The organism is Vibrio sp. R-1 (assembly GCF_035615595.1).
Classification (GTDB): Bacteria; Pseudomonadota; Gammaproteobacteria; order Enterobacterales; family Vibrionaceae; genus Vibrio; species Vibrio cholerae.
This window is the reverse complement of sequence record NZ_WPDC01000095.1, coordinates 1-11,764: the sequence shown is the minus strand read 5'-3', so window position 1 is coordinate 11,764 and position 11,764 is coordinate 1. Positions and strand designations below refer to the sequence as shown.

Annotated in this window: 10 protein-coding genes and 1 pseudogene; 2 read left to right on the top strand and 9 right to left on the bottom strand. The window is 48.8% G+C overall.

The window, feature by feature from the left end:
* Positions 1-743, bottom strand: a pseudogene (locus tag GOU96_RS15150) (hybrid sensor histidine kinase/response regulator); the annotation flags it as partial.
* A gap of 121 nt (positions 744-864) precedes the next feature.
* On the opposite strand from GOU96_RS15150, the gene GOU96_RS15145 reads away from it, so the two are divergent.
* The gene (locus GOU96_RS15145; RefSeq protein WP_076025340.1) at positions 865-2,004 is read left to right on the top strand and encodes a response regulator; all 1,140 of its coding nucleotides are present in this window, start codon (positions 865-867) and stop codon (positions 2,002-2,004) included.
* On the opposite strand, the gene maiA is transcribed toward GOU96_RS15145, so the two are convergent.
* From maiA to hppD, 4 genes are read right to left on the bottom strand one after another with little or no spacing between them, the layout of a single operon-like run.
* Positions 1,986-2,630: a maleylacetoacetate isomerase gene (gene maiA / locus GOU96_RS15140; RefSeq protein ID WP_000052759.1), complete on the bottom strand. Its 645-nt coding sequence runs from the start codon at positions 2,628-2,630 to the stop codon at positions 1,986-1,988. The genes GOU96_RS15145 and maiA overlap by 19 nt on opposite strands.
* On the bottom strand, positions 2,630-3,649 hold the full coding sequence (locus GOU96_RS15135) for a fumarylacetoacetate hydrolase family protein (protein ID WP_134987054.1): 1,020 nt from the start codon (positions 3,647-3,649) through the stop codon (positions 2,630-2,632). Before GOU96_RS15135 ends, maiA begins: the two co-directional genes overlap by 1 nt.
* A gap of 6 nt (positions 3,650-3,655) precedes the next feature.
* A complete protein-coding gene (locus GOU96_RS15130) occupies positions 3,656-4,792 on the bottom strand; it encodes a homogentisate 1,2-dioxygenase (protein WP_076025337.1) in 1,137 nt (378 codons plus the stop codon).
* On the bottom strand, positions 4,785-5,858 hold the full coding sequence (gene hppD / locus GOU96_RS15125; protein ID WP_000969495.1) for a 4-hydroxyphenylpyruvate dioxygenase: 1,074 nt from the start codon (positions 5,856-5,858) through the stop codon (positions 4,785-4,787). Before hppD ends, GOU96_RS15130 begins: the two co-directional genes overlap by 8 nt.
* A gap of 459 nt (positions 5,859-6,317) precedes the next feature.
* Between hppD and GOU96_RS15120 the strand changes: the two genes are divergently transcribed.
* Positions 6,318-7,424, top strand: coding sequence for a tripeptidase T (locus tag GOU96_RS15120; protein WP_057554453.1), 1,107 nt, complete (start codon positions 6,318-6,320; stop codon positions 7,422-7,424).
* Between the two features lie 65 nt (positions 7,425-7,489).
* On the opposite strand, the gene GOU96_RS15115 is transcribed toward GOU96_RS15120, so the two are convergent.
* The 4 genes from GOU96_RS15115 to GOU96_RS15100 all read right to left on the bottom strand — a co-directional run.
* Positions 7,490-8,887 carry a bifunctional NUDIX hydrolase/phosphatase PAP2 family protein gene (locus GOU96_RS15115; RefSeq protein ID WP_134987362.1) on the bottom strand — a complete coding sequence of 466 codons (1,398 nt, stop codon included), beginning with the start codon at positions 8,885-8,887 and terminating at the stop codon, positions 7,490-7,492.
* 80 nt (positions 8,888-8,967) lie between these two features.
* A complete protein-coding gene (locus GOU96_RS15110; protein ID WP_071170826.1) occupies positions 8,968-9,444 on the bottom strand; it encodes a GNAT family N-acetyltransferase in 477 nt (158 codons plus the stop codon).
* 173 nt (positions 9,445-9,617) lie between these two features.
* The gene (locus GOU96_RS15105) at positions 9,618-11,495 is read right to left on the bottom strand and encodes a propionyl-CoA synthetase (RefSeq protein WP_174500130.1); all 1,878 of its coding nucleotides are present in this window, start codon (positions 11,493-11,495) and stop codon (positions 9,618-9,620) included.
* Positions 11,496-11,499: 4 nt separating this feature from the next.
* The coding region (locus GOU96_RS15100; RefSeq protein ID WP_324701995.1) for a PrpF domain-containing protein at positions 11,500-11,764 on the bottom strand (265 nt) is incomplete at its 5' end.

Genomic DNA, 11,764 nt, shown 5'->3' with positions numbered 1-11,764 from the left:
ACAAAAGAAGCCATGATGGCCAACAGTAGCAAACTGACTAAAACTGAGTTAACTCGCTCATAATATTGCGCTTTCTTATCTGCAGATCTCACTTGAGATTCAATACGCCCTACGATATTGGAGTGCGACGACCCAATTGCAGCCATAATTTTAGCTTTCTCGAGAAAATACTTTTCGCTATAAAGCAAAGAACGGGCAAAGTTAAGATCAGGTTCCCCGGTGTAGCGGTATTCCCCCGCAAACTCTTTCTTCCACCCCTTCACCGCCATGAAGGCTTCACGCTCCAATGCGACTAACTGATCCGATAACGATAAAGCATTTTGTAATTCAAGAAACTCGACCGACCCAATGCCGGATTGACGAATGCGTTCAATCAATGTGGGATAGCGCTGATTGGCGTTTGGTGTAAGCTCACTCGCATCATTAAGAACAGCGACATCCCAAAACTCGTAATCATTATTGTTTGGCGCTGGCAGTTTGCCACTGCGCACATCCAGAACTTGGTTAAACATGCGCAACCAGCGCTCATTGCCTGTACTGGCATACGCTCGAGCAAACTTAGTCAGATGGTCTGAGCTTTGTTTTAGCTCTTGAGACAGACGATAAAAGTGAAAAAGCTGCTCGCTGTATTGATGGCTCTCTAGCCTAAGATCTGCCACTTGCCGAGTCACTTTAAACATGGCAACCGCCAATATCGCCATCAAGCAAAACAGTAGTACGAACATCGCTTTTATCGAGCGCATGCCATCTCCTTCTCTACACAGGATTTTGTGTAACCTATTTTCAAAGTTTAGCTATAGTTTAAGCAACTCATGTCACTTTAATCTTAAATACCTAAACTTTGTGATGAATAGGATGTTTCACATGTCAATGGAAGACCTTAGCCAATGCACAATACTGATTGTCGATGACTCGCCAGACAATATCGCCTTTATGTCGCAAGGGCTGGCACAGTACTATCGAATCAAGGCTGCTCGCTCAGGAAAAGTGGCACTCGAGATTTTGGCGCAATACCCTATCGACCTGGTTTTGCTCGATATTGTCATGCCAGAAATGTCGGGCTATGAGGTAATTAATCAAATCAAACATAACCCGCATACCGAGCATATTCCGGTGATTTTTCTTACAGGTAAAAGTAGTCCCGAAGATGAGCAATTAGGCTTTGAGCTTGGTGCCGTTGATTACGTTTTTAAACCGGTCAGTATTCCGTTGCTGAAATCGCGCGTTCACACTCACTTACAAAATAAGCGCTCTAAAGACATGTTATTGAATCAAAACGATTATCTGGAAACCGAAGTGCTGCGACGGTCAGGAGAATTGGATCGCATGCAAGATGCTGTGGTGTTTGCGCTGGCCAGTCTTGCAGAAACACGCGATCCGGAGACAGGTAATCACCTACTGCGTACCCAACATTACGTGAAAGTATTAGCCCAGCGTCTCGCCACCACGGACAAATACCGCGATGTACTGAGCCCGACCGTGATTGATACTTACTTTAAAGCGGCACCGTTGCACGACATAGGTAAAGTCGGCATTCCCGACAATATTCTGCTCAAACCGGGCAAATTGACCCCAGACGAGTTTACCACTATGCGCAATCACGCCTTGCTGGGTAAGCTTGCTCTCGAAAAAGCGGAGAAACTTTCCGGAGCCTGTACCGCGCTCATCAATGCCGCCAAAGAAATCGTGATTGGTCATCATGAGAAATGGGACGGTTCTGGTTATCCCATGGGTCTAAGAGGTGAAGCCATTCCACTCAGTGCCCGCTTAATGGCTCTCGCCGATGTGTATGACGCTTTGATTTGCCGCCGCGTTTATAAAGAGCCGATGAGCCATGAAGAGGCCAAAGCGATCATTTTACAAGGCCGAGGTTCACATTTTGACCCTATGGTGATTGATGCCTTTTTAATAGAAGAGCAGAACTTCATCGACATTGCACAAAAGTTTGCCGATGAAGAATCTGCTATGGTGCCGATTCAACGGGGTCAACAAGCATCAGGCTGATTTTCTGGAGCAGCCTGCGCAAACGCAGGCAAAGCACGTAACCTTGCTGCAATCTGCTGTAAGGTGGGATAACGACTCATATCGAGATCAAATCGCTCAGCGTTATAAACTTGAGGCACTAAACAGACATCGACCAGAGACAAGCGATTACCCACACAATATTCCCCTGCCGTATAGCGCAATTTCTCTTCCAAACCTTGAAAACCTTTATCAATCCAGTGGCGATACCAACGATTTTTTTCTTCATCGGCCACACCAAGCTTTGCGGTAAGATACTGCAAAATCCGCAAGTTATTGAGCGGATGGATATCCGCTGCGATGTCTAACGCTAACGCTTTCACCTGATAACGCTCGGCACCTCGCTCTGGGATCAAACGGGGGGCGGGATAGGTTTCATCCAAATACTCAATAATCGCCAGCGATTGATTCAAGCAGAGCTCACCATCGATAAGCACAGGAATCAACTCGCTAGGATTGAGGCGATGAAACTCGGCATGATGCTGCTCCCCTCCCTCACGGCTAAGATGCACGGCGCGTGACTCGTAAACCAACTGTTTAATATTGAGGGCAATACGCACTCGATAGGCGGCTGACGAACGCCAATAACCATAGAGAATTAAACTCATCACATTTCCTTGTTGTTCTGCATCACCTGTTGCTCAATCGCACCAAAAATACTCTGTTGCTGTGGATTGAGCATCTCAATTCGCACCGTATCACCAAAGCGCATGAAGGATGTTTTAGGCTCACCATCACGCAGCGTTTCTATCATTCGCAGCTCAGCAATGCATGAATACCCTACGCCACCTTCACGGATTGCACTGCCATAATCGGTTCCCTGCTTATTGGAAACGGTGCCCGACCCTATGATCGAGCCCGCACATAGTGCTCGTGTTTTCGCTGCATGAGCGATTAACTCTGGGAATGAAAAAGTCATATCCACGCCGGCATTGGGACAGCCAAACAGTTCGTGGTTATAGGTGGTACGTAATGGCAGGGCAAGGCGCGCGCCATCCCACTCCTCACCAAGCTCATCCAGAGTCACCGCGACAGGTGAAAAAGCCGAAGAAGGTTTGGATTGATAGAAACCAAACCCTTTAGCGAGTTCGTTGGGGATTAAACCACGCAGTGACACATCATTGACCAGCATCAGTAGCCGAATGGCCTGCGCCGCTTCTTGCACTGAGCTTCCCATCGCCACATCGGCAGTGACCACCGCCACTTCTGCTTCAAAATCGATCCCCCACGCTTCATCCGCCATCAGGATCGGACTCCGCGGGGCTAAAAACGTATCTGATCCCCCTTGATACATCAGAGGATCCGTCCAGAAACTGGCGGGCATTTCTGCGCCACGCGCTTTGCGCACCAATTCAACATGGTTAACGTAAGCGGAACCATCCGCCCAATGATAGGCTCTAGGCAACGGAGATAAACATTGCTCTGGGTCGAACAAACGGGCAGTAATAGTACGTTCATTCAGTGCGAAATAGACATCTTGCAACGATGCCACCACCGCATCCCAATTATCCAACGCCTGCTGTAAAGTACTGGCAATCTCCGGTACCGCAACACAAAGGGTTAAGTCACGGCTGACAACCACCAACTGACCATCTCGCGTACCATTATTCAGGGTCGCTAACTTCATATCACCCTACTCCTTTTTACTCTGCCAACTGTAAACATACTGACGATTTTCCACCTGCTGCGCCGCGTCACTAAACTGTAGCGCATGGCGGGTATCAATCATGACCGCCACTTCATCAGTGAATTTTTTGCGATATTCCAAACCTGCTTGGAACGCTTTCGGATGGGGGCCGTGAGTAAAACCAGCTGGGTGGAAGGTCACCATGCCCGCTTCAATATTATCGCGGCTGAAAAAATCGCCAGCGTGGTAAAACAGCACTTCATCATAATCATCATTGTTGTGATAAAACGGCACTTTCAGCGCGCCGGGATCACTTTCAATGGGACGAGGGACAAAAGTACACACCACAAAACCTTGGCCAACAAAGGTGGTATGTGCCGAAGGCGGAAGATGGTAGCGGTGCGACATCAGCGGGCGAATATCACGCCAGTTGAGGCGCACGACAGAGAGATCGCCATGCCAACCCACCGCATCCAAAGGATTAAACGGGAAGGTGATGGTGCTTAGCTGCTCATGACGCTTCACCTGTACTTGCGTCTGCTGCTCAGAGTATTGTGCGCGGAATTGATCATTGATCGAAGGCACGTCCAACACCGCAGGGTCAAAGACCGCGTGATTGCCGACTAAGCCTTTTTCGGGTAACGCATAAGCGGCATCGGTGTTTTCAATCATCAAGATAAACAAGGGCTCAATCGGCTCTAGACGCCAGTTGGTCGAGCGCGGGATCAGCACATAGTCGCCCTCACTGACAACCATATGGCCATAGTCACAATAGAGATCCGCTTTACCTTGATGGATAAACAGCAGCTCATCACCATCGGCATTGCGCGCCAACGCTGGCATAGCTTGCTCTAGCTTCCACACCCGCACTTTCACTTCATGGTTGTGCAGTAACAGGGGCACTTGCCAAGGAGACAAAGCATTCATTCCCTCCACATGATTGAAGTTGAAGGCGCGTGGACGCAGTTCGCCTTCCCACTCGCTCCAACCTGTCGGTGCATGTTGATGATGAAAATGCGCTGCGGGGCCAAAAAAGCCACTGCGCCCCGCTTCACGTTCGTAAATCGCCTGCTCTGGGAAATCCGCATGCGCCTGCCTTGAACAAGTGCCTTCACGATGCGGAAAAGTGATCCATTTATGCATCAGTCAATACTCCACGGCGGATCTGATCTTCTTCAATCGATTCAAACAGCGCTTTGAAGTTACCTTCACCAAATCCTTGATTACCTTTGCGCTGAATGATTTCAAAGAACACAGGCCCAATCACAGTTTGAGTGAAGATTTGCAGCAAAATGCCATCTTTCATCGGTGCACCATCAATCAAAATACGTAAGTCACGCAGGGCTTGCACATCTTCTTGATGTCCCACCACTCGCTGATTCACCTTGTCGTAATAGGTATCCGGCGTGGGCATAAAGTCCATGCCACGTTCACGCAAGGTTTTCACAGTGTGGTAAATATCCTCGGTACTGAGCGCGATATGCTGGATACCTTCACCTTTGTACTCACGAATAAACTCTTCGATTTGCGATTTATCGTCAGAGGACTCGTTGATCGGAATACGGATTTTGCCACAGGGCGCGGTCATGGCTCGGCTCACCAACCCTGTCAGTTTACCCTCAATATCAAAGTAGCGAATTTCACGGAAGTTACCAATCCGCTCATAAAAACCGGCCCACAGGTTCATGTTGCCACGTTTCACGTTGTGGGTGAGGTGGTCAATTTCATACAACCCCACTTGCGCTTTGGCAAGGCGCTCTTTGCTATCAGGGTAGAAATGAAAATCGACATCATAGATGCTGCGATCGCCATAACGATCCACAAAATAGAGCAAGCTATCGCCAATCCCGATCACCGCCGGAATGCTTAACTCCATAGGTCCAATCTCAGTTTTGTACTCGACAGCACCATTGGCCTGCGCATGCTTGAGAGCAATCGCCGCGTCTTTCACGCGAAACGCCATCCCGCATACCGAAGGGCCATGCTGTTTAGCAAACGCTTCAGCTTGGCTACGAGGCTGTGCGTTGACAATAAAGTTGATGTCACCCTGACGATACAGCCAAGCTTCTTTAGAACGGTGTTTAGCAATTTCGGCAAAGCCCAGAGAGGTGAAGAGGTGTTTGAGGCTGGCAATGCCCTGCTCATCAGCGGCAGTATATTCCACAAATTCAAAGCCATCTGTACCGAGTGGGTTTACGCTATCCATCATCATCGTTTCCTTGGTGTGTTGAGTTGAAGTAACCATGGCTGAAATAATTCATAAAGAAAATCCCAGCTCTGCAAATGGGTTAACTCACCCCAAATCACCAAAGGGTAACAATTTTATTACATTCAACACATCTAAGATCAACGCCACAAAAACCCTTGCCCTAATCCTGCAAAACTTAAACACAACTCATTGAATATTAATAAATAGTTAAAAATTCATGTCTAAATTTCATGAATTCACACTCGCCTAAGGGGAGTAAAGTTAGGCTTACAATGTAACAATATTGTTACTTTCAATTCATGCCAGACGTGGCTGGAACCTCTCTATTGACACCATTAAGTCTTGCAACGCTCTGGTTTCTATTTCCCTCTGGTTTTCAGGCTTTTTTTGATTTAACTCATCATCAGTCAAGTCAATTGCAGGCATGGTGACAACTTCTGTTCCCTAAGAGGTATTCCTATGAGTCTGATTAATACCCAACGCCTTGTTGACCACTTCCTGCAACTGATTCAGATCGATAGCGAATCGGGCAATGAAAAAAAGATTGCTGAAACGCTCGCGGAGCAACTGGGCGAACTTGGTTTCACCGTACATAAACTCCCTGTTCCGGCGGAGGTGTCAAACGGCTTTAACCTGTACGCCCGCCTAGAAGGCACACTCAATGACAGTATTCTATTGAGTTGCCACATGGATACGGTTAAGCCGGGTATCGGCATTGAGCCTGTGATTGAAGATGGCATTATCCGTTCCAAAGGCAACACGATTTTGGGTGGCGATGACAAATCTGGCATTGCCGCGATCCTTGAAGCGGTACGTGTTCTGCGCGATAGCCAGCAAGCGCACAAAACCATTGAGATTGCTTTCACTGTGCATGAAGAAGGCGGTCTGAAAGGTTCTGAGCATTTTGATATGAGCAAAGTGCAAGCAGAGAAAGCGATTGTTCTCGACACAGGCGGCCCAATCGGCACTATCGTGCGTGCAGCACCGGGCCAGCAAAAAATCGTCGCACTGATCAAAGGTAAACCCGCTCATGCTGGTTTGGTACCGGAAGATGGGATCAGCGCCATTGCGGTGGCCGCTGATGCAATTACTCAAATGAAACTGCTGCGAATTGACGAAGAAACCACGGCTAACATCGGTATTGTGCAGGGCGGTCAAGCGACGAACATTGTGATGCCTGAGCTGAAAATCGTGGCGGAAGCGCGTTCACTCAACGATGCCAAGCTCGAAGCGCAAGTTCAGCACATGATTGAAACTTTTGAACGTGCCGCGGAAAAGCATGGCGCAACCGTTGAGATTGAATCGACTCGCGCTTACAACGCCTTTAAGTTGGAAGAAGATAACGCGCATATCCAAGCGATCAAAGCGAGCTTTGAAACAATTGGTATTGAGCCGAAAACCAAACTGAGTGGTGGTGGCAGCGATGCCAATAATTTCAATGCGAAAGGGTTAACTACGGTAAACCTCTCAACCGGTATGGCTAAAGTGCATACTACTGAAGAGTACATCGCGATTGCGGATATGGTGAAAATTGCCGAATTCGTCTGCGCTTACACTACCGCCTAATCAAGTACTTGAGTCATCAATAAAAACCGGAAGCAAATGGCTTCCGGTTTTTATTTAAACTGATTTTAATATGTGGAACTTACTATCGGAGCTTTTAAGCCGCGGCGAGCCAATAACACAAACAGTAAAATCAGCACGGGATAGCGCAGAGTTTCACCCACTAACATATAGAATGAACTGTGATTGAAGGGCTCAATCAACAAGGAGATTCCCTGATCGGCTAACAGTAACAGCGCGATCATCAGCAACACCCCACGCAATGAAAGCGTTGAAGAGCTTGGGGTTAAGAGGGTCACTAGACCAGAGATCGTCACCAATAACGCAAGCCATTGCGTAAAAATGGGTTGCGGCCAGATGATAGCAAGGATCACGCAAGCGACGGTCAATCCCCACCAAACCGACTTAGAGCAAAGTAGGCTCTCGACATTCACACCCGGTTTTAAATCGAGGCGAATAATGTGCCAAGCGACCAAGGCTCCCACTAAGGCACCAGTGGCAAGATCACTGAGAAAAGCACTACCCGAATAAAAAGAAGCAAATGAGAGCCAAGCAAACAGACCGCCCCACACACGCATCACCCAACGCTGAGTGAACTCTTGTTGCACATGCCACAGCAGCACACCTAAACAGCTCCAAAGCGCGATAGGCAAATTCGGGAAGGCAAAACCGTAGCTTGGGTACAGCTCTAATGCGGGTTGATAAACATGTGGTCTTGGTAACGCGAACCCCTGCTGAGCGACGAGGCACAGCAAGGATGTGACCGACATAGCAAACAGAATCTTGTAACAATAAGGTTTGCCAAGCTGCCAATAGAGCAAAGGAAACAGAACCAAAGCGACCACGGGAAGATTAAAAATCATCCCGCTTAAGATCAGGTTTTGTAACCAAGGCATACTCTTTTTTAGTTGGGCGACACCATGTTGTAATTGCCCTAACCACTCTAATTCCACCTGCTGAAATTGAGGAGCCGCTTTATGGAGCTCTGCCACATAATCTACCGCTTGCTCTTGGCTTAATTTGAATAAATCAGCAATAAAGGGCCACTGCTCCGGATAGCGATACTGTTCTGGTTTAATGAGTCTCGGATTGACCAACATGGCAGAGACGGTTTCCACTCCATAATCTGGCGCAAACCAGATCGGCAATTCATATCCACCTAGAGCATTTTGGTAAGAGTAAGCGATCACCTGAGATTCACTAACACACTCATAGACTACCGCGGTCGATGTCTGGCCAATCAAGCGTCCAACAGAAACCACCATGCCAGTCTCTTGCCATGTTTCACGCTGAGCCGCCATTTGGGGTGTTTCACCCGCTTCAATCGTACCGCCAGGCAATGAAAGCTTTCCGGTGAGAACCTCTTTGGTCATTACCAATTTATTATCACCACGGATCAGACATAAAGCGCCGCGATAAGCCGCCTCTTCTTCTTGGCTAGATAGCGCAGAAAAAGAAAGCCCCATGCAGAATGTGAAACCCAACACTAACCAAAATGCGCGAACATGTGCCAACAATATTGTTTCCTTTAAAAAAACGAACTGACCTAAACCAGCGGTTTACGCAACCAGTGAATATGCTGAACGAAACCAGCACACTGATAAAAATCTTGGGCAGACTGGTTAAAGTCCCAGACTTCAACAAACATCTGTTTTACCCCGTAATCTTTGAAAACCCGCTCTAATTTATGACATAGCTGACTGGCAATCCTTTGTCCACGAAAGGCCGGAAGCACATAAAGCTCATCGACACTTCCCATTGCAACCGCCTGACTCACGGTCGAAACCAGCTCACAAAAATGGCCCGTAATAAAGCCCACCACCTGCTCACCTTGTTTGGCGACATACACCAAACACTGCGGATCATCCAAATAACGGGCAATACTCTTCTCTTGCTCAATCTCTTCCGCGGTCTTGAAATGTTCAGGGCATTGCTGATGGTGTTCATCATGCAGCTCAAACATCAACTGGTTGAGTTGTTGTAAATCTGCACTGCTTGCCGAAGAGAGTGAGATATTGGCCATTTTGTGATTTTTATCAATTTATAGTGGGGCGAAATTGTATATGAAGTTCCGAAAAAAATCAGCTTTCGCTGTGGGGATTCTGTGCAATCAGATTGTTATCTGTGTCACAGAGATGAGATGAGTCATTAAAAAGTGCTCCAATAGGAGCACTTTATGTTTTGTTCATTGCATTTTCAGTGCTGAAACAGGTTTTCCAGCTCATTGAGGCTCATGGGATCGTCGATGGTCGACGGAATGGTGTAACTCTCACCATCGGCGATTTGGCGGATGATACGCCGCAAAATTTTGCCGGATCGCGTTTTCGGTAAGCGTTCGACCACTATGGCATGCTTAAAGCAAGCCACCGCACCAATTTGATTGCGCACACTGGCGACCAGCTCTTGCTCCAGCGTTTGCGCATCAATCTTCACTCCATCTTTGAGCACCACTAAACCCAGTGGCAACTGCCCTTTCAGCTCGTCGTGGACGCCAATCACCGCACATTCCGCCACAGCCGGATGCGCGCCGACAATCTCTTCCATCTCGCCTGTCGATAGTCGATGCCCGGCAACGTTGATCACATCATCAATGCGTCCCATGATGAAGAGATACCCGTCGTCATCAAGATAACCGCCATCACCGGATACATAATAACCGGGGAATTGCGCCAGATAGCCCGACTCAAAACGGTCATGGTTACGCCACACGGTCGGCAGGCAACTTGGTGGCAGTGGCCGTTTCAGTGCGACAAAACCTTGCTGATTGGCGGGCATGTTTTCGCCAAGCTCATTAAGAATCTCCACCTGATAACCGGGGATCGGTTTGGTTGCCGAGCCCGCTTTGATGGGCATAGATTCAAGACCGGTGGGATTTCCAGCAATCGCCCACCCCGTTTCTGTTTGCCACCAGTGATCAATCACTGGCTTGCCTGTTTTGCTTTGTACCCATTCCAAGGTCGGCGGGTCAAGCCGCTCTCCGGCCATAAAAATAGTGGTTAACGCCGACAAATCGTACTGTTTTAAATAATCGCCATTTGGATCTTCTTTTTTGATGGCACGAAACGCGGTCGGCGCAGAAAAAAGCGCAGTCACTTGGTATTCCTGACACACTCGCCAAAACGCGCCGGGATCGGGTGTGCGTACCGGTTTGCCTTCATACAAAAGTGTGGTGCAGCCGTGAATGAGCGGCGCATACACAATGTAGGAGTGCCCTACGACCCAGCCCACATCCGAAGCTGCCCAAAACACCCCGTCTTGCGGCATGTTGTAGATAATCTGCATTGAATACTTGAGCGCAACCGCATGGCCGCCATTATCGCGCACCACCCCTTTCGGTTTGCCTGTGGTGCCTGAGGTGTAAAGGATATACAGCGGTTCGGTGGCGAGCACAGGCACACAACTGTGTGGCGTGGCCGATTGCACGACCGTATTCCATTCCAAATCGCGTGCATGAGTGAGCTCGGCACGGCATTCGCTGCGCTGATAAACCAAGACTTTTTCAGGTTTCCAGCGGCTATCCATAATGGCTTTATCGACCATGGGCTTGTAGGGAATCACCTTATTGATTTCCACGCCGCATGAGGCGGTCATGATCACTTTCGGCTCCGCATCTTCAATCCGTACCGCCAGTTCATTGGGTGCAAAGCCGCCAAACACCACCGAGTGAATCGCGCCCAAGCGCGCACAAGCCAGCATCGCCATCGCCGCTTCTGGGATCATCGGCATATAGATGATAACGCGATCCCCTTTGCTCACCCCTTGTGCAGCCAGCATGCCTGCAATTTTCGCGACACTGTCACGCAGTGCCGAGTAACTGTAGCGCTGCTTTTTGCCCGTCACGGGTGAGTCGTAAATCAGCGCCGTGTGATCACCACGGCCTTGTTCACAATGATAGTCGAGTGCTAACCAACACGTATTGAGCACACCATCGGGAAACCAACGTTCGATACCATGTTCGTCATTGGCCAAAATGGTTTGCGGCGGTTGAAACCAGTCGATCTGCTGCGCTTGTTTACGCCAGAAGGCTTCGGGCTGCTCTTTCGCCCATTGATATTGCTCTTGATAGGCAGACATCGCATTACTCCTTGCTCTCACTGAGGGCAGCGTAATTTGCGGGAACGCGTACCCATCCTTCCATTAGAATTCTGGCGCTGCGACTCATGATCGCGCGCTCTATTTGCCAGCCTTGTTCACCTTGCTTGGCTTTCGCTCCGACTTTTAACGTGCCGGAGGGATGACCAAAAGTGACTGACGTACGCTCACCGCCCCCGGCAGCCAAATTGACCAGCGTGCCCGGAACGGCGGCGGCAGAGGCAATCGCCACAGCGGCCGTGCCCATCATG

Coding starts and splice junctions, on each gene's coding strand:
- GOU96_RS15110 (WP_071170826.1), bottom strand. CDS start 9,444: ATGGCCAATATCTCACTCTCTTCGGCAAGCAGTGCAGATTTACAACAA.
- maiA (WP_000052759.1), bottom strand. CDS start 2,630: ATGAGTTTAATTCTCTATGGTTATTGGCGTTCGTCAGCCGCCTATCGA.
- GOU96_RS15145 (WP_076025340.1), top strand. CDS start 865: ATGTCAATGGAAGACCTTAGCCAATGCACAATACTGATTGTCGATGAC.
- GOU96_RS15120 (WP_057554453.1), top strand. CDS start 6,318: ATGAGTCTGATTAATACCCAACGCCTTGTTGACCACTTCCTGCAACTG.
- hppD (WP_000969495.1), bottom strand. CDS start 5,858: ATGATGGATAGCGTAAACCCACTCGGTACAGATGGCTTTGAATTTGTG.
- GOU96_RS15115 (WP_134987362.1), bottom strand. CDS start 8,887: ATGGGGCTTTCTTTTTCTGCGCTATCTAGCCAAGAAGAAGAGGCGGCT.
- GOU96_RS15135 (WP_134987054.1), bottom strand. CDS start 3,649: ATGAAGTTAGCGACCCTGAATAATGGTACGCGAGATGGTCAGTTGGTG.
- GOU96_RS15130 (WP_076025337.1), bottom strand. CDS start 4,792: ATGCATAAATGGATCACTTTTCCGCATCGTGAAGGCACTTGTTCAAGG.
- GOU96_RS15105 (WP_174500130.1), bottom strand. CDS start 11,495: ATGTCTGCCTATCAAGAGCAATATCAATGGGCGAAAGAGCAGCCCGAA.